At 65.3% G+C, this 19,839-nt stretch carries 21 protein-coding genes and 3 pseudogenes; 8 read left to right on the top strand and 16 right to left on the bottom strand.

From position 1 onward, the window contains the following. Window positions 1–219 precede the first annotated feature (219 nt). The 4 genes and pseudogenes from GFS60_RS29115 to GFS60_RS29100 all read right to left on the bottom strand — a co-directional run. A pseudogene (locus GFS60_RS29115) lies at window positions 220–1,013 on the bottom strand (hypothetical protein); the annotation flags it as partial. Next, window positions 1,013–2,626, bottom strand: a pseudogene (locus GFS60_RS29110) (hypothetical protein). The pseudogenes GFS60_RS29115 and GFS60_RS29110, both read right to left, overlap by 1 nt. An 893-nt stretch (window positions 2,627–3,519) precedes the next feature. Continuing rightward, entirely contained in the window at window positions 3,520–4,098 is a 579-nt protein-coding gene (locus tag GFS60_RS29105; RefSeq protein WP_159926511.1) for a hypothetical protein, read from the bottom strand. Beyond that, on the bottom strand, window positions 4,095–4,667 hold the full coding sequence (locus GFS60_RS29100) for a hypothetical protein (RefSeq protein WP_159926509.1): 573 nt from the start codon (window positions 4,665–4,667) through the stop codon (window positions 4,095–4,097). The genes GFS60_RS29105 and GFS60_RS29100 overlap by 4 nt, the downstream gene beginning before the upstream one ends. Before the next feature lie 498 nt (window positions 4,668–5,165). Here GFS60_RS29100 and GFS60_RS40405 point away from each other — a divergent pair. Further along, window positions 5,166–5,273, top strand: a pseudogene (locus GFS60_RS40405) (ATP-binding protein); the annotation flags it as partial. A gap of 132 nt (window positions 5,274–5,405) precedes the next feature. On the opposite strand, the gene GFS60_RS29095 reads toward GFS60_RS40405, so the two are convergent. Continuing rightward, window positions 5,406–5,663 carry a VWA domain-containing protein gene (locus tag GFS60_RS29095; protein WP_236603312.1) on the bottom strand — a complete coding sequence of 86 codons (258 nt, stop codon included), beginning with the start codon at window positions 5,661–5,663 and terminating at the stop codon, window positions 5,406–5,408. A gap of 506 nt (window positions 5,664–6,169) precedes the next feature. After that, window positions 6,170–6,373: a cold-shock protein gene (locus GFS60_RS29090; RefSeq protein ID WP_109330492.1), complete on the bottom strand. Its 204-nt coding sequence runs from the start codon at window positions 6,371–6,373 to the stop codon at window positions 6,170–6,172. Between the two features lie 226 nt (window positions 6,374–6,599). Between GFS60_RS29090 and GFS60_RS29085 the strand changes: the two genes are divergently transcribed. Further along, a complete protein-coding gene (locus GFS60_RS29085; protein ID WP_159926507.1) occupies window positions 6,600–7,124 on the top strand; it encodes a hypothetical protein in 525 nt (174 codons plus the stop codon). Window positions 7,125–7,170: 46 nt separating this feature from the next. Here the strand turns inward: GFS60_RS29085 and GFS60_RS29080 are convergent, their stop codons facing one another. From GFS60_RS29080 to GFS60_RS29060, 6 genes are all read right to left on the bottom strand, one after another. Beyond that, entirely contained in the window at window positions 7,171–7,458 is a 288-nt protein-coding gene (locus GFS60_RS29080) for a hypothetical protein (protein ID WP_236603311.1), read from the bottom strand. A 162-nt stretch (window positions 7,459–7,620) separates the two neighbouring features. Continuing rightward, window positions 7,621–7,761, bottom strand: a complete 141-nt coding sequence (locus GFS60_RS38720) for a hypothetical protein (RefSeq protein WP_201453476.1) — start codon at window positions 7,759–7,761, stop codon at window positions 7,621–7,623. A 483-nt stretch (window positions 7,762–8,244) separates the two neighbouring features. After that, the gene (locus tag GFS60_RS29075) at window positions 8,245–8,577 is read right to left on the bottom strand and encodes a rhodanese-like domain-containing protein (protein WP_159926505.1); all 333 of its coding nucleotides are present in this window, start codon (window positions 8,575–8,577) and stop codon (window positions 8,245–8,247) included. Continuing rightward, window positions 8,574–8,840, bottom strand: a complete 267-nt coding sequence (locus tag GFS60_RS29070; protein WP_159926503.1) for a hypothetical protein — start codon at window positions 8,838–8,840, stop codon at window positions 8,574–8,576. The genes GFS60_RS29075 and GFS60_RS29070 overlap by 4 nt, the downstream gene beginning before the upstream one ends. Continuing rightward, window positions 8,837–9,292, bottom strand: coding sequence for a hypothetical protein (locus GFS60_RS29065; protein WP_159926501.1), 456 nt, complete (start codon window positions 9,290–9,292; stop codon window positions 8,837–8,839). The genes GFS60_RS29070 and GFS60_RS29065 overlap by 4 nt, the downstream gene beginning before the upstream one ends. A 34-nt stretch (window positions 9,293–9,326) precedes the next feature. Beyond that, entirely contained in the window at window positions 9,327–9,746 is a 420-nt protein-coding gene (locus GFS60_RS29060) for a MarR family winged helix-turn-helix transcriptional regulator (protein ID WP_159926499.1), read from the bottom strand. Between the two features lie 103 nt (window positions 9,747–9,849). Here GFS60_RS29060 and GFS60_RS29055 point away from each other — a divergent pair, with 103 nt between their 5' ends. The 3 genes from GFS60_RS29055 (at window position 9,850) to GFS60_RS29045 (ending at window position 12,046) form a co-directional block, all read left to right on the top strand. Next, window positions 9,850–10,638, top strand: a complete 789-nt coding sequence (locus GFS60_RS29055; protein WP_159926497.1) for an SDR family oxidoreductase — start codon at window positions 9,850–9,852, stop codon at window positions 10,636–10,638. A gap of 147 nt (window positions 10,639–10,785) precedes the next feature. Next, window positions 10,786–11,073, top strand: a complete 288-nt coding sequence (locus tag GFS60_RS29050) for a YiaA/YiaB family inner membrane protein (RefSeq protein WP_159926495.1) — start codon at window positions 10,786–10,788, stop codon at window positions 11,071–11,073. Between the two features lie 61 nt (window positions 11,074–11,134). Beyond that, a complete protein-coding gene (locus GFS60_RS29045) occupies window positions 11,135–12,046 on the top strand; it encodes a DUF5995 family protein (protein WP_159926493.1) in 912 nt (303 codons plus the stop codon). 15 nt (window positions 12,047–12,061) lie between these two features. Here GFS60_RS29045 and GFS60_RS29040 read toward each other — a convergent pair whose 3' ends face one another. The 4 genes from GFS60_RS29040 to GFS60_RS29025 are packed head-to-tail and all read right to left on the bottom strand — an operon-like array spanning window position 12,062 to window position 17,088. Next, window positions 12,062–14,044 (bottom strand): 5-oxoprolinase/urea amidolyase family protein, encoded by a 1,983-nt coding sequence (locus tag GFS60_RS29040; protein ID WP_159926491.1) that lies wholly within the window; start codon window positions 14,042–14,044, stop codon window positions 12,062–12,064. Next, window positions 14,041–14,697 carry an urea amidolyase associated protein UAAP2 gene (locus tag GFS60_RS29035; RefSeq protein ID WP_109330528.1) on the bottom strand — a complete coding sequence of 219 codons (657 nt, stop codon included), beginning with the start codon at window positions 14,695–14,697 and terminating at the stop codon, window positions 14,041–14,043. Before GFS60_RS29035 ends, GFS60_RS29040 begins: the two co-directional genes overlap by 4 nt. Beyond that, window positions 14,694–15,539, bottom strand: coding sequence for an urea amidolyase associated protein UAAP1 (locus tag GFS60_RS29030; RefSeq protein ID WP_159926489.1), 846 nt, complete (start codon window positions 15,537–15,539; stop codon window positions 14,694–14,696). Before GFS60_RS29030 ends, GFS60_RS29035 begins: the two co-directional genes overlap by 4 nt. Window position 15,540: 1 nt before the next feature. Continuing rightward, on the bottom strand, window positions 15,541–17,088 hold the full coding sequence (locus tag GFS60_RS29025; protein ID WP_201453665.1) for an amino acid permease: 1,548 nt from the start codon (window positions 17,086–17,088) through the stop codon (window positions 15,541–15,543). Between the two features lie 221 nt (window positions 17,089–17,309). On the opposite strand from GFS60_RS29025, the gene GFS60_RS29020 reads away from it, so the two are divergent. From GFS60_RS29020 to GFS60_RS39965, 3 genes are read left to right on the top strand one after another with little or no spacing between them, the layout of a single operon-like run. Further along, entirely contained in the window at window positions 17,310–18,038 is a 729-nt protein-coding gene (locus GFS60_RS29020) for a TetR/AcrR family transcriptional regulator (protein ID WP_159926487.1), read from the top strand. Window positions 18,039–18,077: 39 nt separating this feature from the next. Then, entirely contained in the window at window positions 18,078–18,407 is a 330-nt protein-coding gene (locus tag GFS60_RS29015) for a type VII secretion target (RefSeq protein WP_159926485.1), read from the top strand. Then, a complete protein-coding gene (locus tag GFS60_RS39965; RefSeq protein WP_159926483.1) occupies window positions 18,404–19,813 on the top strand; it encodes a hypothetical protein in 1,410 nt (469 codons plus the stop codon). Before GFS60_RS29015 ends, GFS60_RS39965 begins: the two co-directional genes overlap by 4 nt. Window positions 19,814–19,839 lie beyond the last annotated feature (26 nt).

Here is a 19,839-nt window from a genome sequence, read left to right as displayed (position 1 = left end):
GGTGGATCCCCTATCCGAAGGCTCCCCTCAGCGGACGGCTACGGGACGCGCAACCGCGCGCGCACGATCAACACACAATGAAGACGCCACCCAGTCTCTGACACTGAAGGAAAATGCGCAGCATCTTCCCATCACCGCCCGCGAACGAACCCGCGGCGCCGTAGAACGAAACGGCGAATCAGCGCGGTATGCAGAAACGGCACGTCCCCTTTCAGCCCAGATCCAGTCGATGTGGACGGAGTCGATGTGGTCGAAGTGGAATCCGAATTGGTCGCTGTATCTGTCGAAGCCTTGTTCTCCGGGTAGTCGAGGGTGGCGTGCCGTTCGAGCAAGGCGACGACCCGGGCGTGATCGTCGTTGGCGAGGGCGGCGGCGAGTTCGCGGGACTCGTCAGGGGTGAACGGGGTGTCGGAGTTCGCGAAGTCCAGGGTCCGGACCCGGTAGTCGTAGCCCTCGTCGGCGCCGTTGCGGACCATGACGCCGCCTCTGACGCGGATGACCGCGGTCTTCGGTGTTCCATCGGGGCGTAATACCCCGGCACGTTTCATGATGTCCTCAGCCTTGACGGTCTTGAGTTTCTTGCTGGCGTCGGCACGTAACTCGTTCGTCTCCCCCGACCGGTACCGGGACACCGCCGAGCGGGACCGTCCGATCTTCGCGGCCACCGCATCGATACCACCCAATCGTTCGATCGCCGCCCGCCGTTGCGCCCGCTCGAGAACATCCGCGTGCGGGATCCGGCCCTGCTGCGCCCACCGGCGCAACGTGCGATCCGACGGCGGGGTGCGGCCGGCGTCGACCGCCGCCTGCCGTAAACCCTCGTTGCCGAGTTCGGTCCGCAGCTGTTTGACGGAGACCTTGCTGGTCAGCCCGGCCAAACCCCCGGTTTTCACCTGCTTCGACTTCTCCACCCCACTGGTCGCGGCATTCGCCACCGAGACTTTGAGGCCGTCGAGCCCGACCGCCTGCTGCGCCGGTTTCCTGGTCCGCGGCTTCGGCAGATGCAAAGCCATCAGGGCACCCCCGCCCCTTCATCGTCGTCGGTGTCCTCGTGGTCGGTGAAGGCGGCCTTGATCGCCAGATTCACCTCGTGCACATCCGCAGCCGACGCCATGGAGGCGAGGCGGGTGTCGGTGAGGATTACGTCCTTTTCCACCGTCATCTTTCCCAGCGCCTCGCTCGGGTCGGCAATGTCCTCACCACCGGGGAGGAGGTACACCCAGGAGTCGGTGACGGTGCGGACCGGCCAACGATGATGTTCGCGGGCGATCCGCATCGCGACGCGGCGGCCCCGCCACCGGCAATGCGCGATGATCGACGCCCGCCACAACGGCTGGTGATGATGCTGCATCCGGGTCGCGGTCCACATGTCCGGGTTCACCATCCGCCCGATATACCCCTTGTAGCAGTACCCGATAAACCCCTTCATCGCCGCATCCCGGGTGTCCACCGCGGTCTTGCGGGCCTCCCGCAGGATCTTCGCCCACTTGTCCAGCACCCGCCCCTGCTGCGGATACACCCACGCCTCGGCGATCTCGAGGTCGTCGAGATCCGCGCCGATCCCACCATCCGCCACAGGCTCCCGAAAGGGCATCGAGGGTCACGGCGGTGACCCAGGTCTGCACCAGCTGATCGGCGAGCATGTGCGGATGCGGCAGAGCAGCTTCTCCGGCAGCGACAAAGTCTGCCCCGCAGGCAGGGTGATCCGCCACAACCCGAACGGGGCGCCCTTGCCCCCCACCACCGCACCGCCGATCAGATGCTTCGGCTGCCCGTAACCGAGTTCGAGCATCCCGGCCGAGGCCAAATAGGCGGCGCGTTGGTCGATCGACACCAACCGGCACGCATCCGCGAGATCACTCACCTCCGGTACCCGGGTCCAGCCGACCGCGGGCTCGAGGTCCCCACGCGGCGCCACATCGAGCGGCGGCACCGGTCCCGCGGTCGTCACGACGATGCCCTTACCGCTGCGGGTGCGTTCCCGCTTGATCTTGTCGATGATCGCCGCGCCGGTGCGGGCCGGTGTCGGCCCGGGGAGCACCCCGAGATGCTGTGCGCACCATGCCAGCCGGCGGCCCAACTCCCGGGCAGCGGGTAGGTCGTCGTCCGGGAGATACGTTCCTGCAGTGGGTGAGCCGAGGACACCCATATCGCCGACCCGGTTGTGCCAGCCGAAGTCCTTGTTCCAATAGGTCCACACATACGGTTCGATCACCACATCGACCATCGACGTGAAGTTCCCGATCGTGCGGGACAAATGCACCACATGCCCCGGTTCCCCGCGCAGCTCCCACCCCGCATCGAGCAACGGTGGCAGGGTGGCATGCAGGGTGGCGGTCAACTCGGCTGCGGCGCGGGTCCGTAACGCTTCCATGTCGTCGACGTCGTCCTCACTGCCCGGATCGATGACCCACCCGAGTAGCTCACACGCCGCCAACCCGACGACCCAGATCTGCGCGGGTGCACCCAACGGGGTCAAAGAGGCCCACCGAATCAGCTTGTCCAGCTTCTCGAGTGAAACGACCGGACCGGTCAACTCCCGCCCCGACGGGGTATACGTCCCGGCGGCGGTCACGATCAACGCATGCCCATCCGCGGCCTCCCCCGCCGGCAGTGCCTCCCACACCGGCGGATCGGCCGCGCCGCCATCGGTCTCGGTCTCGGCGCTGACCAATGACACTGCCCCGCCATATATCCGCCCTATACCTATGCAGTGCCACTTCTGTTTTCGCATCAGGACCTGACATGACAATGAGGCGCGCCGCAGAAAGGTGACACGTCACCGCAGTCGGTGGCGTCGGCGCGACGTGGCGATGACGGGTCGGGGGTCGAGGCTGGAAGGCCCGGGAGGTCGGTGTGATCACCGAGCACCGTTGAACCGCAGCATCCCGCCGACGTCGGAGCTCGATAGGACAGTCGTATCCTCGACGCGGCGTGCGCGACAGTCTCCATGCGACGCGGTTTGGCGGGATTTCAGAGCGGGTTCCACCATCGGACGAAGTTGTTCCACTCAAGGATCAACGGCCATACGCCCTCCTCGAGTGGATTCGCCAAGAAGAGGTCCGGCAACAGTCCGATCATCACCAACTCCACTAGAACTGATTCCACTAGGACGCGAACGAGTTCCACCACGTCCACGGCCAGAACGTCACGTTCCCGATACCTGCAGGAAGGTCGAACACTGCACCGGTCATGACTGCGTAGTTCGGGATAACTTCCCGACCGTGCTGTGTATCGGCGCCGCGGCCCTCAGCGCTACCTATCCGACAAGCTCGTGGCGCATCCACCAGCTCCCCCCCACTTTTGGCATCTTGATGCTCGAATGTGACTGCGGCACAGTCACATTGCGCCGTCCCCGTCGGGTCGACCGATACCCCCGCGCCAACCACCGGTCTCGCTCCCCGGTGCTCGACGAACTTCGAACGTGTCATATCGTGCCCCGATGAGAACGCCAACACTGCGGCGGGATGCAGTGGTTCCGGGGTAACTCCGCAGCCCATTGTCCTGGCTCTGTCCTCCTCAGAGTGCGAGCAGCCGCTGGAAAAACTCGCGGTACCGCTTAAGCGCGAGACGAAGATCCTCCGTCGAGCCCTCTTCGCCCCGAGCCCACTGCTCCTCGAGCCGGGAACGGGCCTCCGAGAATCCGGTGGTGATCCGATCGACGACGTCCGACACGAGACCATCGGCCTTGTGAACACACTCTCTCGGATCATCGACGAAGCCCGACTGAACCTCGTCCCAACGCAAGCGGAGGACCGACAACTCGTCCTCACCAAAAAGTGTCTGATTAGACGCTGATTCGGTCTCCTCAGCGGACGGTTGGGCTTTCTCCGTCGAGCGGACGGGCTCATCAGTCGACCGCTGGTCCCCAACCGGAGAACTAGAGGTGTCAGTGGACCGCTGCTCCTCAACCGGAGAACCAGAGGTGTCCGTGGACCGCTGGGTGCTCTCGGCTGCAGGGCCGGGAGCCTCGGTCGACGATTCGGTTGTCTCGGTCCGCCGTGCGGTTCCCTCACCCGACGTGCCGGGCGCCGTCGGCGGTGATTCCACCCGCCCGGTTCCGCTGGCGCTCTCGGGTTGCTGATCTGGGGTGGTCATGCGCGGGTCTCCTTCGGCTTGTCTTTGTTCTCATCCGTCTCGAGCAACTGCTCGAATAGCGCCCGATAGTGCACGAACGCCTCACGCTGATCCTCGGTACCGACGTCGCCCTGCTCCTGCGCCAGATAAATGCTGTGTGCCCTTCGGTAATTCTCGACGACCTTCGGGTGATCCACCGAAATGTCGGCCGCCCGCTGATCGAAGTCGTCGATCGGGTAACCACGCTCGCGCATGACCCGGATCACGAGCCGGTCTGCAGCCCCGACCGCACCGGACGGATTGTCGACGAACTCGATCTGCACCGTCCGCCACGAGTCGACGTACTTCGCACGCGCCTCGGGCGGCAACGCGACGATATCGAGCTTCTCCCGCTTTCGTTCGCGTGCGGCGAGCTCGTCCTCCGCGGCATCTAGGTTGCCGACCTCTCCCACAGTCCGCTCGTACTCGGGACCAAAGCGTCCCCTCAGCCGTTCCGTCCGCTGACGGCTGCTGACCAAGCGCGCAACGATGACCGCCACCACGGCAATCACGACGATGACCGCGATCAAGATCCATCCCCAAACAGGCATTCCTCAGACCTCCTCGTCCCTCGAACGGGATACCCGCGCGGCTTGTTCGGAAACGCAATTTCGCTGAGTCGGTCGTCGTAAGGCACACGGCGGAGGTCGATTATCGACGTTGACGTCGAACGTGGAGATGCTCGGAATCCGCCGCGGGAGTCGGTATCACCTAAGGGTCGAGGAGCCGCCACCGACCCTGCGGCCGTGGCCCGCCGGGCCCGTGCAGGGTCGTGGTCTCACGCCGTGGTTCCGACGTATCAACAACAATGCGGCTTCGGCTGGGGGTCAGCGGGCTTTGCCGGTGATGATCTACACGAGGTCGTCGCGGCAACGAGGCGGCGGCTTCGTCCCGATCGACTAGCCAGCGCAACACCAGCCCATTCATCCACGTGAGGATGAACCGGGACCTGTTCGGCCGAGGTGGTGACCGAGGCGACCCCGGCTCGGCTCGCGCACAGGTCGAGGAACGCGACGGTTTCAGCGTCCATGGTGCGGTACTGCCGCTGCGCGATCTCACCCGTCGATCGGCTCCTGCACCACGCCCACGTCATCGTGACCAAGGGCAATTCACACCGCCTCCCCGACGCCCTCACCGGCAAAGGAGTGCACCCACTCGACAGACGACGCCGGACCAACGGCACCGGTCACCACCGGTCTTTACGACTACACATCCGGATTGTTGATGTCCACAGATGCGGAGAGCTCATGTCCGCCGGCCCAGGCACCCTCCTGTCCGTTGACAGCGCTTCATCCTGGGCGGTCAGACCAGTGCCGCACGTGCGGGCCCGGGACCTCGTCTTCCGGGTCCGAGAGTTGCCGAATCCCACAGCTAGACTTGCCGATTCCGATGAACTGCCAGAACGCCGGAAACGCCGACACTGTCCGCATCAAGGCGGTGATCTGCGCTCGCGCGTTGAATCCGCCGTCGGTAAAGAACGTGTAGACGCGGCCGGCCAGGGTCGCGGCGATCGCTTCCCGGGTGAACGCGGTGAGTTCACGCAGCATCCTCGCCGGCAGGTGACAGAGGAGGGTCGGCTCGCTCGCGCGCAGGTCCGGGGGCTCGCGGAGGAAGAAGGAGATCGGGGTTGCGGTGAACCGGCACGGCGCCAGGAACTGCTCCCACGTCGGGTGATGCCCAGCTCCCAGTGATCGACGTCGGGTTCTTTTGTCCCGCAGTCGATATCTATCTGCGGTCCTTCGAGCCCGTTCATGTCGACGGCGGCGGTAGCGCGGTTATCACCTGCGTGCCGGACCGCAGTTCGGCGACGTCGTGCACGACGGCCCGCGCGCGCTCGACATCGGCAGAACCTGCCGCGATCGGACACGGCCGAGGACGCACTCGCCGTCCGAGACGGGCTCAGGGGCCGGTCATCGACCGGCTACCCTTGTCAGTCTTTCTGTGCGGCGCGATGGGTCAGACCAAGCTCACTGCAGGAGAATCTTGTGAAGACCGGGGGGTACACGCCCAGGACGGGACCACATCCGAGTGGATGCGGCCCCGTGGAGGATTGTCAGACTCCCCGCACGCTCTGGGCCTGCGGACCCTTCTGCCCCTGGCCGACCTCGAACTCGACACGCTGGTTCTCGTCGAGCGACTTGTAGCCGCTGCCCTGAATCTCGGAGAAGTGGACGAAAAGATCAGCTCCGCCATCGTCCGGCGTGATGAATCCGAAGCCCTTTTCACCGTTGAACCACTTCACAACGCCCTGTGCCATGCTTCGTCTCCCTGCAGCAAAGTGCGAGCCGGGACCTCACAGCGAAGCCCCGATCTCATGCATGATCCTGCCAGCATCGGGCACCGTTCACCGGCACGGTGCCACCGAGGACGTCATTACATCGTTCACTGCGGTCACTCGTCCAAGAGACGGGCAGTGAGTTCCGGCATCAGGTGGACGTCAGGCTGCCGGAAGGGGGCTGGCGGGTTCAGGTATGTTTCCGCACATGAGAGCCGCATCGTGGTTGAGCGTGGCGACCGGGGTGCTGTCCGGCGCCGCCGTTGCCGCAGCGTGGCGGAGGGCATACCTTGCCGATCAGGCAAGGCTCGACGCCGAAGCCGAGCGGGACGCGGCATTAGCGCAAGTTGCCGAAATAAGGCGGACTGCCGTGCGGCAGGTATGCCCACGTCCGCAGAACGTCGACTTCCACGTACAACGCATCCGGGGAGCGGTCGACCGGTTCCGGCTTCGGAATGTCGGGGGCGGCACGGTCACGGACGTGCGATTCGTCATCGACCCCGCGGAGGAGCGGAACCGCCGCATTCCGACGCCACACTGGCTACAGGACGAGCCGGTGACCTTGCTGCCGAATCAATGGGCTGACTTCGGTGCGAGCGCTCTCACGCTCGTTGCCGGTTCCTGGCGAATAGTGTTTCCGGCGTTTGTCACCGTCCTCTGCGAAGAAGGCGGTACACCCTTGCGAATAAACCTGCCTACCGCCGGCGAGGCCGAAGACGACTCAATCAGCTGACCACTCGATTCGGCTTTCCGACAGACTGGCGTGGTCGATGCCGCCGTCACCCGACACAGACCAGCACACCCACGACCGCCACTGCAACCAGCGAAGCGCCGCCGCAGATCAACCACGCCCGCGTCGCCAGTTGCCGCCACCGCTCGCACCGCTCGTCCACGTCTACGTCCGAGCCGCTCAGATTCGGATCGGACGCTCGGGACGTCGAGAGGCGGCGAACCTTCGCGTCCGCTCGCGCCGCCACACCGAACGCGACGGGCACCATCAACAGTGCAGCCACCAGTAGAGCCACCATCGCACCCATGCCCGTCCCGAACACTGCCGTTCCTCTCATACCAACAGGCACCGTCACAGGTACCCCGCATTGATCACAGGCCAGGCGGTACCCACAGGCACAACCACGCCGCCCCCGTCAGCTCCATCGCTGCACGGCCACCGCCCCGCGTCTTACTTCGCGACGCCAGGCATCGGCGGGAGACCATGAAGCGCCGCGGGACTACACGCCGGGCATCGGGAACTTCCACACCGCCACCACAATCACGCCCATGATGAGTGCGGCGTAAAGAACGGTGCCAACCACACCGACCCGCAAAGTATTCAGCAGATTCGAGCCCAGGTTCTCGGTAATTCGTGCCATGACATCTCTTCCTCACGTGCAAATATTCTCGACTGCCACATCGACGGTGGCGTACGGCCTACCAGCTACCTTGGACCGTCTTCGACACCTGCACATCGGCCGAACTACCTACACCCATACCCGAAATCAGGTCTGGAGGTTTGGGTCCCGGTATAGGTTGGCAACCCAACATCCCCGAACGCCAGGCTTCTCCGAAGAATTGAGCTGTGTTATACGTCACATGACGGGGGCCTCGAACCTGAGGTCAGTCGTTTCCCACACGTTCTCACGAATAGTCGACATCGCACCTACCGGTCGGTTACTGAGGTGCGCCGAAAATAGTGCAATGGCGTGGGTCACACTCTCTGGACTTCGGGGCGTCGGCTATCGAAAATCATTGTTGCGCTGCTCGTTACTACGTGCAGATTGTCCGTGTAGCGCCCCCGTCCGCTGATATACATCGTTGGCGGGGGCTGCGCTTGGCTGCGCCGCCACATCACACCCTCACCGGGCGATCAGGGGCCCGCCCGCAGTGCGCCAGTGGACGAGGCCGCCGCTCATGTTGACCGCGTCGAATCCGTTCTCCACCAACAGGTTCGCAGCACCGGCCGAGCGGATTCCGCCCGTGCAGAAAGTGATGAGCAGGCGGTCGTCAGGGAACTCCAGGCACCGATCGAGTAATTCCTCCAGTGGCGCATGCACGGCGCCGGGGATGTGGACCCGATTCCACTCGAACCGGCGTCGGACGTCGACAACGAGCGCGCCATCTTCGACGAGGCGAACCGCCTCCGCGGCGCTGACTGCCGGCGGCCGGTACAGGTAATGTCGAAAACTCATGCGCTGCGAGCCTCCTGCCGCAGGTTGACCATCGTGAGGGGGCCGCTGAGCACGGGCACGAGCGCACCGACGCGGGTCTGGGTCGTCAGACCGCGACCGAGAAGCGCCGTGACAGCGACGGCCAGGTAGAGCGCACCGTGGATCGGACCGAGGATGCGAGCCACCGTGGCGTCGTGCACGGTGCCGAGGTTGACCAGCAACGCCAGGACACTGACGGTCTCGAGCGCCGAGAGCGCCGCAAGAATGCGCAGCAACCCGGTCATACGTAATCCGATCCGGGCCGCACGATCATGAGCACAACGACGACCACCCACAGCAGGTTGAACAGGCCGGTCACCATGCCGAGGCGCCGGAGGTGGTCTCCGTCGCCGGGTGCGGTGAGCGCGTGTTGCTGCATTGGGGCGATCTGCAGGGCGAGTAGTCCACCGGCAAGGGCAGTGAGCACCATCGCGACCACCACCCAGACCTCGCTCGTGCGGCCTTGCACGGATGCGAGGACCAGGCCGACGAGGGGGACCGCGAGCGCCAGGACCCCATAGACGCGGGTGATCCGGTGCAGCACACGGGCGGCGTGGATGCTCCGCTCGACCTGCGTCGCACCACTTGCCGGGGCGGTCACCGGCGCGTATCGGGGGAACAGACTGGTGGTCACCGCGACCGGACCCACGAAGAGGATGCCCGCCACGACATGGACGGAAAGCAACAGCGATTCCATAACCTTCAGCCTAACTGAAGGTTGGTGATGGGGGTCAGTCGGTGGCCGACATCACCCGCAGCATGTGCACCCGCAGGGCCTCGGTCAGCTCGGGATGCTGCGCGGCGAACTCCGCGTCGAGTCGGGCAACCACCTCGGCCGCCCGAGCCAGCAGTGATTCCCCCTTCGCCGTGACCCGCAGAGTGGACGCCGCCCCGGCATGCGCAGTCCCGTCGTCGACCAGCCCGGACTCGACGAACGCCGCGACCGCCGTGTGAGCGCTCTGCACAGTGATGCGGGACCGCCGAGCAAGCTCGCTGAACGAGATACCCGGCGTTCCGCGAATGTGCCCCAACAACCCGTACCTCCGGGTGGTCAACCCGAGCGGCTTCAACCCCTCGGCGAACGCGGCATCCCACACTCGGCCCACCGTCAGCAGCGCGACCGTGGGACTGAAAGGAGGAAGCTCCGACATGGGAGAAGGCTACCCATCGAACTCGATCGCGTTCCGCATGCTCCGTTTCACGCCACGTCGACGAGGTCTTACCGATAATCGCGGTAACGTCTATCCTGTCGAGATGCCCACTCCAACGGTCTTCATCACCGGCGCTGCAGCCGGGATCGGACGTTCCACTGCCCTCGAATTCTCCCGCGCCGGATACCTCGTCGGGGCCTACGACATCGGCGCGACGGGCCTCGCCTCGTTGCAGGAGGCGATCACGTCGGCCGGTGGGCGCGTCGTCACGGGCGTTCTGGACGTCACCGACCCCGAGCAGTGGGAGAAGCGCCTGAGAGAGTTCGACGCCGAAGCGGGTGGTCGTCTCGATATCCTCGTCAACAATGCCGGCATTCTGGTCGCGGGCCGGTTCGAGGAAATTCCGCTGGAGGTACACAAGCGGCAGATCGACATCAACGTCAACGGGGTCGTCTACGGAACACACGCCGCCTTCCCCTACCTGAAGGCAACGCCGGGCGCACAGGTGATCAATCTGTGTTCCGCCTCGGCGATCTACGGTCAACCGGAACTCGCCACCTACAGTGCCACCAAGTTCGCCGTGCGCGGCATCACCGAGGCACTCGACCTCGAATGGGCCGAGTACGACATCTCAGTGAAGGCGATGTGGCCGTTGTTCGTCAACACCGCCATGACTGCAGGCGTATCCACGGGCACCACCAACTCGCTCGGTATCAAACTGAGCGCCGACGACGTGTCAACGAGCATCTTCAAGGCGACTCGTCCCTCGAAGCGGCCGTACCACAAGGTGCATTTCCCGGTGGGCCTGCAATCGAAAGCGCTGTCGTTGGGGTCCCGCTTCTCCCCCGCGTGGCTCACTCGTGAGGTCAACCGCAGACTCAGCCACACCTAGAGTCGCATGCTCGGCGCCGGTTTCCGTTCGACGTGGGAGGTAATCCTCTGCCCGGCCGGAATCCGGCGCGACCACGCGGATCTACCCTACGGAAGTCGGGTAGTGCTACTCATGTTTCGCGCAGAGTCAACCGCCAAACTGGGTTGCATGACACCGACACCGACACCCAGAACGACGACCGCCTTCTTCGTTCAGGCGGGTATCGCCTTCGCCATCAGTTTCGCAGGATCGCTCATCGGAATCGCCTATCTGCCCATCGATCCGTGGCAGCGTGGCTTTCTCTGCATGACGTTGCTGTTCCTGGTGACGAGTACGTTCACGCTCGCCAAGGTGGTGCGTGAGCATCAGGAGGCATCGACGGTACGCGTTCGCGTGGACGAGGCGCGGCTCGAGAAGTTGATTGCCGAACACGACCCGTTCAAGACGGTGGCCTGATCGCGCCGAGATGCCGTGCAGTCACCGCACAACACCGGCGGCGACTCGCTATGCTCCGGCGATGCACTCTGCGAGATCGTCGATCGCCGTACGCTCGGTCATTTCACTCTGCGCAGTGATCATCAGCGCGGGAGCCCTTCCCGCGCATGTTTCGGCGCAGCCGCCAAGTTCCGTGAGCACGGCATGTGGTGAGGCACTGACGAAGCTGGAGCTCGCGCGGATCATCGAACTCTCCGACCTGTCGACTCTCCCGGACACCCCGTCACTGGAACGCCTCGAGGACGAGGTGGCCCGTCACGCGGAGATCACCGCCGTTCTTGTGCGCCATCACGATCGGCGCGGACTGTTCTCCCTCGGACTCGACGCGGTGGAACACTCTGCGGTGATGCCTCTGCAGCGCGACCCCACTGCGTTCGCGGATCGCCGGTGGGCACCTGCGATCAGTTCGGATCTGCTGCGCCGGTATCTCCGCAACCTGCATGCCGAGTTCACGGGCACTGCCGTCGAGCCACAGTGGGAGCGGTACTTCTCGCTGTCGAAGCAGTGCTCGCTGAGTCCCGCCCGTGTCGCGATGGTGGGGTACAACGCGCACATCACGATAGATCTGGCACGGGCAGTTGCGTCTTCCGGCACCGCCGCCGATGACATTCCCGACTACTACGAGATCGTCGATTCCATTGCTCGCGACGGCGACACCATCGTCTCCCGTACCAAAGAAATCTACGGTGCCGATCTCGGGCCTCTGTGGCGGTTCTACTTCGTCGGCGAGGGTCTCGATCGCCTGGCCGGATCCGATGTTCCCTCGGATCTTCTCCTACGCGCTGCGGACAGTGGTTACACCACTCTCACTCTCGCCAACGGCTTCGCACTGCAGTCACCCAACTCGGCGCCGGTCGCTGAGGCGGAGATGGCGGCACTGGCACAGGCAACCGACGCCGCGCTGGAAGTACTGTCCGATTTCGGTGGACTCTGACGGGTAGCGCCCTCCTCACCCCACTGTCGTGAATTCCCCCGCCGCGGACCATCTCTGCCGTTCGGCGGCGAAGGCGACGGTCTGCCCAGCGCGGAATTCGCTGATCGAATCGGCGTGCGCGCTGAGAAACCGCTCATGATCGGCGAGCGAAAATGTGCCGTCGGTGATGTCGATGCCACCCCCGCGCCCTGCTGCGACGTCGGACCGCAGATCCATCAGTTCCTCCGGTTCCACGGGATACCAGGAGATCCGGTCGAAGAAGCGAAGCAACCATGGAGTTCCGTCCTCGAACGGACCGGACTTCTCGGGGTGGCGATGGTTCCACACTTGGGTCGTGCGGCCGACGAACTGGTATCCCCCCGGTCCTTCCATTCCGTAGATGCACAGGTACGCCCCGCCGATCCCGACCGCGTTCTCGGGGGTCCAGGTACGTGCCGGGTTGTACTTCGTCGTCACGAGCCGATGACGTGGGTCGAGGGGTGTTGCCACGGGCGCGCCGAGGTAGACGTCGCCGAGACCGAGCACCATGTATTCGGCGCCGAACACGGTGTCGAAGACGTCGTCGACACTGCTTAGACCGTTCATACGGCGGATGAATTCGATGTTCCACGGGCACCAGGGGGCGTCGGCGCGAACTCCGTGCATGTACCGCTGGATTGCTTCCCGCGTCGAGGGGTCGTCCCAGGACAGCGGCATCCGAACGGACCGACTCGGAACGACGAGCTCGTTCGCCGCGGGCAATGCGTCCTCCGCGTCACCGAGCAATCCCATGAGCTTGGGAATGGGCAACACATCCGGATCGACCCGGACTTGCAGAGAACGGATCCCCGGGGTGAGGTCCAGAAGGCCGGCCGGCTTCTCGATCTCGAGCCGCTGATGCAGTGCGTGGGCCCGGGCCCGAAGAGCAAGATCCAGGGTCATGTCACCGTACTCGACCAGGATATTGTCGTCGCCGGATCGACGGTAGGTGACGGCGGTGTCACCGTCGCGGCGGGCGATCACGCCGTCGTCGCCGTCACCCGCGGTGGAGAACACCGAGGAGTGCGCAGCGCGACGGGCAGGACCGAGCGCGCGGGTCGACGCCGCCCTATTTGCTTTGATGGGTACGAATCGCACCGTGTCGCCCGGGGCCAGCTGGCCGAGCTTCCATCGTTCCGCCGCGACCACGGTGACCGGGCAGACGAAACCCCCGAGGCTCGGTCCGTCGGGTCCCAACAGGATCGGGGTGTCCCCGGTGAAGTCGAGTGCGCCGACGGAATACGCGTTGTCGTGAATGTTGGACGGGTGCAGTCCCGCCTCGCCGCCGTCGGTCCGGGCCCAGTCGGGTTTCGGACCGATCAGCCGCACCCCGGTGCGGTCCGAATTGAAATGCACCTCGTAATCGGTTCGGTACAACGTGTCGATATCGGACCGAGTGAAGAATTCGGGAGCGCCGTGTGGCCCTTCGGTGACCGCGATCTCCCAGCGTCGGCACATCGCCGGAACATATTCCGCGGGAACGCCCTTCACGGACCCGTTCGCGTCACCGATTGCGAGGATGTCACCCGGTCGCAGGGTCCGGCCCTGATGACCGCCGAACTTGCCGAGGGTGAACGTCGAGGCGCTCCCGAGGTAGTCCTCGACCTCGAGACCGCCCTGCACCAGCACGTAGATCCGCAGTCCGGGACCGGACACGGTACCGACGTCGAGAACTCCCCCAGCCGGTACGTGTATGGGGCGCCATTGCGCCGCCAGGTCACCGTCGACGGTGACCGGTGCCGGTGCACCCGTCACACACACCACCGTGTCCTTGTCGAACTGCAGGGCGGGACCTGCCATGGCGCACTCGAGTCCGGCGGCGCCCTCGTCGTTTCCGAGCGCACTGTTACCGAGCCGGAAGGACAGATCGTCCATGGGGCCCGACGGCGGAACTCCGATGTGCCAGTAGCCGGTCCGGCCCGGAAAGTCCTGCACCGTGGTGAGCATGCCCGGCCGCTGCACGGTGATTTTGCCGGTCATCGCCGGACTCCCGTCGGGCGTGTCACGATCATGCGCACCGGTGTCGGATCGAAACCGTTGCACGGATTATTGATCTGCGGGCAATTGGACACCAGTACCAGAACATCTCGTTCCGCGCGCAAAGCGAGCCGCTTGCCGGGGGCCGAGAGGCCGTCGACGATCCCCAGTGTCCCGTCCGCCTCGACGGGGACGTTCATGAAAAAGTTGATGTTCGACACGAGGTCGCGCTTGGCTATCCCCCACTTGGAACCCTCGGCGAGAAAGTTCTCCACGCACGCGTGCTGGTGTTTGGTGTGGTGGCCGTAGCGCAGCGTGTTCGATTCTTGCGAACAGGCTCCACCGACGGTGTCGTGGGAGCCGACTTCGTCCGCCACGAGGGTCATCAAGGCGTCGTGGTCGTCGGATCTCAGGACACTTCCGGTGGTGAGGAAGAGATTGCGCTGTGCAGACACGGTCGCGGCCGCCGAGTACCGCTGCCGGTGGTCGTCTGCGGCGTAGACAAGGGTGTCCACGGCCTGATTGCCGTACAGGTCGACGATGGTGAGGACGTCGCCGGCCTCGACGACGGCGGACCACGGCCCACGGGCGCCGACTTCTTCGTCCAGGACGACCGTACCCGGTACCAGGGCGGCGGTGTCGATGCTGGTGGTCATGCCTGCTCCTGCCCCTGCGACTGCGCGGCAGCCCAGATGTCTTCAGTGTTGAGGAATGCCCGCCGGTATTCCGGCTCGGCTGCTGCGGGTACTTCGAAGCGTCCGCCCGACCACGCGAGTATCTCGAGCGCGGTCGTGTCGAAGGTCGGCGACGGGTCCAGCGGGTGAGCGGTGTTCGCGATCAGGACGACGAGTGGGAGATGCAGAACCAGCTCGACTACTGCGCCCGGTCCCGCCGAACCGATGCTGTTCAGGGAGCCGTCCGCGCCGACTCGTACTCCGTGGAACAACGACAGTGACGGTGGCAGATCACGTCGTTCGAGCCCGTGTTTCGCCGCGGCCACCGTGAAGAGTTCGCGGCCTGCCGGTGACGGTGAATGCAACGAACCGTCACCGTATTTCGCAGCGTTGGACGCGAGCGACGTAGTGCCGCACAGTGCGTCGTGGTGTCCGGACGTGTCGGCGACGACGGTGGCGAGCAACCTGCCTTGATCCGACAGCAGCGGATGTCCTTCACCGATATACGCCTGCCACGGCACTTTGACCGTGTCGGCGACGTTCAACCGCTCCCACGGCGCGTCTGCGCGGAACAGCAGAAGGTGTGCGCAGGCCAACCCCTCCACATCTCGCAACCGCACACGTGTTCCGCGTTCGAGAACCTTGCTGGTGTAACGGCCGCCTGGAACCGTCTCGGCCCACGTCAGGGCCGCCGGGTCGACATCGGCGGGGGGCGCCGGCCACGCCGATGCCGGGACCACGGGCATCGATCCGGTGACCGCGCCCGCCTGGGCGCGCGCGTGTTCTTTCGCGGCAGTGGTGGTCGAGGTATCCGCTGAGGTCATGTCAGGCTCCGATCGTGACGGGGTTGGGGGTGCTGCGGCCGCGCGGGAAGCACAGAATTCCGAGTGCGATCACAGCGGCGACGGTGACGGGTGCGGCCCACCGCAGAAGCGGGTAGGCACCGCTCGGGTCGAAGACCTCGGCTCGCGGCCACGAGAGGTTCACCACCATGAGGGCGCCGTAGCCGACAGCCAGAATGTTCACGGGTAGGCCGAGTCGTCCCAGCGAGAATAAACTCCGGCCGTCCGCGTCCACCTGCGGGCCACCGTGCGGCCAGCCCTTCAGGCGGCGGACCAGGAGGGGCACCGTGACCATCAGATACGCGAGGTAGATCAGGATGATGCAGACACTCGACAAGGTGGCGAATATTGCGGAGTTTCCGACGTTCACCGCGAGGATCGCGATGCAGACGACACCGATGAGGACGGACGGGGCGATGGGAGTTCCTGTGCGCGCGTTCACCTTCGAGAGCACCTGCGAGGCGGGCAACCGACCGTCGCGGGCCATGGAAAACACCAACCTCGACGCCGCGGTCTGAATGGCGAGTGTGCAGACGAACACGGCGACCGCGACATCGGCCAGAAGCAATGTGCCCCAAGGCGAACTGAGAATCGACGACAACACGTACGGCAGACCCTCCGCGGCGAGGCGTCCGTCGGTCAAGCTCGGAGCCGCCATCAGCGCGCCGATGATCATCAGGCCACCACCGAGCGCCGAGACAGACAGCGCCAGCCGGATCGTGCGCGGGGCCACCCGCCGCGGGTTCCGCGTCTCCTCCGCGAGCTCGCCCGCCGAACCGAACCCGACCATCACGTAGGCGGCCATGAGGCCGGAGACGATCCAGGCCCAGCCGTATCCGGAGTCGGTGCCCGCCGCACCCGTGTCGAGTACGACCTGCGGTCCCCGCTGCGCGTGCGTGAAGAACATGCCGACCACAGCGACGACTCCGACGATCTCGCACGTGACACCCATGTTGTTGATGCGCGACATCCAGTTCACACCGATGCAGTTGATAAAGGTGGTGAGTACCAGCAGGACCGATCCGAGCAGGACCGCGTTGGCGGCACCGCTGGCGGACGTCAACGTGCTGTCTTCGCCGATGATCTGGAATCCGCTCCACACGTTCGGAAGCACCACTTGCAGTGCGATCGCCGCGGCCGAGGCCGTAACCATCTGCGCCAGGATCATGAACCAGCCGGCGAACCAGCCCACCACCTCCCCGCCCATCCGGCGCGACCACTGGTAGATGGCACCGGAGATGGGATACCGAGCAGCCAATTCGGCGAAGTTGAGCGCCACCATGAACTGACCGACGAATACCACCGGCCACGTCCAGAAGAACGCCGGTCCGGCGAATCCGAAACCGAGACCGAACAATTGGAAGATCGTCGTGAGGATCGACACGAAGGAGAAACCGGCCGCGAACGAAGCGAACTTCCCCAGTTTCCGGTGCAGTTGCTGCTCGTAGCCGAATTTACCGAGGTCGCCGGAGTCGTCGATTCTCCCGGCCCCGGTCGGAACAGGAGGTGCAAGTACCGGTGCGGACGGCACTTGCGCAGTCCTCGTAGGTGTACTCAAGGGCCTTCTCCTTCGGCGAGAGCAATATCTGTCGATCGATAGTTTTCTCTCGCGCCCGACCGGATGGGTGACGCGGACGTATACAGATCGGCCCCCGCCGTAACAGGATCGTTGCGAACGTTTCGAAGGTATGACGAAAAGCTCACGGCGGGTGTCCACGGTGGCGTGGAAAACCGACCTGACATCATGAGTAGGTGAGCACCGGGCCGGGAAGACCGCGACTGACCAGTCAACGCAGGCCGGGTCGGACGACGCCCGAGGAGATACTCGACGCCGCCGGAGAGCTGTTCACCACCAAGGGCTTTGCCGCCACCTCCACGCGCGAGATCGCCGACATGGTGGGCATAAGACAGGCATCGCTTTATCACCACTTCGCCAACAAGGAGGAGATCCTGGTGGCGCTCCTCGAGGAAACAGTGTCGCCCGCGCTCGCCGCCGCCCGAGTCCTCGAGAAGATCGATGCGCCTGCCGTCGTACGCCTGCACGCACTCGCCACCTACGACGTCACCCAGCTCACCGGCACGCGCTGGAATCTCGGAGCCCTCTACCTCCTGCCCGAGCTACGCACCGAACGCTTCGCCCCGTTCCGGGCCCAACGCACTCTTCTGCGCTCGCACTATCAGCATTGCGCCGAACAGGCGCTCACCGAGATCACGGCCGGCGACACCGAATCAGCACCCGGCCTCACCGATCTCCCTTTTCGCATCGTCGAGAGCGCTATCGCCACCCGGGCGGACGTCGAAAGCGGAGCGGTACCGACACCCGAGAACACCGATGCCGCTGCCCTCCTCGCCGACGCCTGCTTGCGCGCACTCGGATGGTCGCAGCCACTCGACGAAATCCGAGCGCAGTCGCGGATTCTCCTCGACCACACGGCAGGTGGCACCTCCCGCGACCTTCCGCCGCCGGCGTCGGATCTGTGAGATAAAGTCTGGCGAACGCTTACTACCTGGGGGGTTATCTTGAGCGATGTCTTCGTCGTCACAGACGGCATTCGGCGTTACGGTGCGACGGCGGCGCAGGCCGCGGAGCAGATCAGTAGTGCTGCAGCGATCGACCTCGGTGCCGACCTCGCCGCGCTGGCGCCGGTGTTCGGTCCGATCGGAGCCGACTTCCTCGCGTCCTTCGCGGTGGCGCAGGGCAACCACGCCAAGTCGGTCGCCGAACTCGCATCCCACTACGCGCACACCGCTGTCGCGTCCGGGGCCACCGCAGACTCCTACGATTCCGTCGACGACGCCAACGGCGGCGCCCTCGGAGACATCAGCGGAACCATCGGAGACCTCGCGTGACGTCTCCCGAGCCCGCCGGCGACATCGCGCACCCGTCGATCCTGGATCTGCTGCAAGGTTCCGCGTTCGGTGCGGCGGTGAACACGCCTCTGCCGAGCACGCCGCTCGAGGCACTGCAGAGTTCGCCGCTCGGCCCGCTACTCGACACCCCGATCGGCGTGCCGTCGCTGCCCGAACTCCCACCGCTGCCTGCTCTTCCGCCGTTGCCGCCCAATCCGGTGGAGGCCCTCCTCCAGGGACAAGGCCTGCCCGGACTGCCGGGAATCGACGAGTTGTTCAAGCCACTCACCGACCTTGCGGGTGCCTTCGGTACCGGGACGTTCGGCTCCGTCGATCCGACATCGGTGCTCGACATGTCCTCCGGACTGATCGACCAGGCCATGTCGCTGAGCATGTCAGGACTGAAGGCGCTCGATCAGATCTGGCAGAGCCAGGCGGCGCAGGCCGCGCAGGTCCAGGGACAGCAGGCTCAGGTGAGCGGCGCAGAACTGAGCGAGCGCGGCACGCAGATTTCCGGGACCACCCAGACCGCCGCTGCTTCGGTGGCCCGTGGCAACGCAAATCTGATGACCATCTCCGAATCATTCGCGTCCACCGCGGTCGCTGCAGCACCGATGGTGATGACGCCGCCCGGGCAGGCGATGCTTCTCGCGTCGGCCGCCGAACACATCAAGGCCGCGATCGGAGTGGTCACGCAGACACGAACCGAGCTGAACGAGCAGACCCTCACCATGAACGGCCTCGCGGCACCGGTGCCCGTGCCACCGCCGCCGCCGCCCGGACCGTCCGCCGCAGCGGCGACATCACCGTTTGCTGTCGCGAGCACTGTGCTCGAGAGCGTCGGTGCCCCGATGGTCTCCACAGTCACCGACAGCCTCGATCAACTCGTCTCGGCCACGACGCAAGCCGCGAGTGTGTCGCCCAGTGACGTGTCCGCCGACTCCGTCGCGGCCAGGTCCGGCTCGCCCGCGCCGGCCGGTGCAGCGCACGGTGTCCCCGGCTCGGTGGGCATCGCAGGTGGTACCGGAATCGGCATGTACGGCGCCGGCGGCGGAACAGCTTCTGGGGGCGTCGCTTCCGTGCCGCGCGCACCGGTGGCCGGTTCCGTTCCGCCAGGCGCTGCCGGTGTGGCGACTCCGGCTGCCACGGGCACGCCAGGAGCACTCGGCACGTCGACAACGACCGGAGTGGGAACAGCCGGCGGGCCGGTGGGCGCGATGGGCGGCGGCGCAGGAATGGCGGGGGCTGGTCGCGGGGGCGACGAACAGCTAAGCGGCCGAACCACACCCGGCTACCTCGTGAACGCGGGCGACAGCAACGCCTTCGTCGGCGACCTCCCAATGGTGGCTCCGGCCGTCATCGGCGGCGAAGAACTCGACGACGGCCAGATCGACGCCAGGAACTGACAGCCGCAGGTGGGGAGGAGGCACTG

This window comes from Rhodococcus sp. WAY2, assembly GCF_009859915.1.
Taxonomy (GTDB): domain Bacteria; phylum Actinomycetota; class Actinomycetes; order Mycobacteriales; family Mycobacteriaceae; genus Rhodococcus_F; species Rhodococcus_F oxybenzonivorans.
This window is presented reverse-complemented; position numbering and strand designations above follow the sequence as displayed.

What these genes read in the sequence shown, in the direction of transcription:
- GFS60_RS29105 (WP_159926511.1), bottom strand. Translation starts at nt 4,098, where the DNA reads ATGACCACCCCAGATCAGCAACCCGAGAGCGCCAGCGGAACCGGGCGG.
- GFS60_RS29100 (WP_159926509.1), bottom strand. Translation starts at nt 4,667, where the DNA reads ATGCCTGTTTGGGGATGGATCTTGATCGCGGTCATCGTCGTGATTGCC.
- GFS60_RS29095 (WP_236603312.1), bottom strand. Translation starts at nt 5,663, where the DNA reads ATGCTGCGTGAACTCACCGCGTTCACCCGGGAAGCGATCGCCGCGACC.
- GFS60_RS29090 (WP_109330492.1), bottom strand. Translation starts at nt 6,373, where the DNA reads ATGGCACAGGGCGTTGTGAAGTGGTTCAACGGTGAAAAGGGCTTCGGA.
- GFS60_RS29085 (WP_159926507.1), top strand. Translation starts at nt 6,600, where the DNA reads ATGAGAGCCGCATCGTGGTTGAGCGTGGCGACCGGGGTGCTGTCCGGC.
- GFS60_RS29080 (WP_236603311.1), bottom strand. Translation starts at nt 7,458, where the DNA reads ATGAGAGGAACGGCAGTGTTCGGGACGGGCATGGGTGCGATGGTGGCT.
- GFS60_RS38720 (WP_201453476.1), bottom strand. Translation starts at nt 7,761, where the DNA reads ATGGCACGAATTACCGAGAACCTGGGCTCGAATCTGCTGAATACTTTG.
- GFS60_RS29075 (WP_159926505.1), bottom strand. Translation starts at nt 8,577, where the DNA reads ATGAGTTTTCGACATTACCTGTACCGGCCGCCGGCAGTCAGCGCCGCG.
- GFS60_RS29070 (WP_159926503.1), bottom strand. Translation starts at nt 8,840, where the DNA reads ATGACCGGGTTGCTGCGCATTCTTGCGGCGCTCTCGGCGCTCGAGACC.
- GFS60_RS29065 (WP_159926501.1), bottom strand. Translation starts at nt 9,292, where the DNA reads ATGGAATCGCTGTTGCTTTCCGTCCATGTCGTGGCGGGCATCCTCTTC.
- GFS60_RS29060 (WP_159926499.1), bottom strand. Translation starts at nt 9,746, where the DNA reads ATGTCGGAGCTTCCTCCTTTCAGTCCCACGGTCGCGCTGCTGACGGTG.
- GFS60_RS29055 (WP_159926497.1), top strand. Translation starts at nt 9,850, where the DNA reads ATGCCCACTCCAACGGTCTTCATCACCGGCGCTGCAGCCGGGATCGGA.
- GFS60_RS29050 (WP_159926495.1), top strand. Translation starts at nt 10,786, where the DNA reads ATGACACCGACACCGACACCCAGAACGACGACCGCCTTCTTCGTTCAG.
- GFS60_RS29045 (WP_159926493.1), top strand. Translation starts at nt 11,135, where the DNA reads ATGCACTCTGCGAGATCGTCGATCGCCGTACGCTCGGTCATTTCACTC.
- GFS60_RS29040 (WP_159926491.1), bottom strand. Translation starts at nt 14,044, where the DNA reads ATGACCGGCAAAATCACCGTGCAGCGGCCGGGCATGCTCACCACGGTG.
- GFS60_RS29035 (WP_109330528.1), bottom strand. Translation starts at nt 14,697, where the DNA reads ATGACCACCAGCATCGACACCGCCGCCCTGGTACCGGGTACGGTCGTC.
- GFS60_RS29030 (WP_159926489.1), bottom strand. Translation starts at nt 15,539, where the DNA reads ATGACCTCAGCGGATACCTCGACCACCACTGCCGCGAAAGAACACGCG.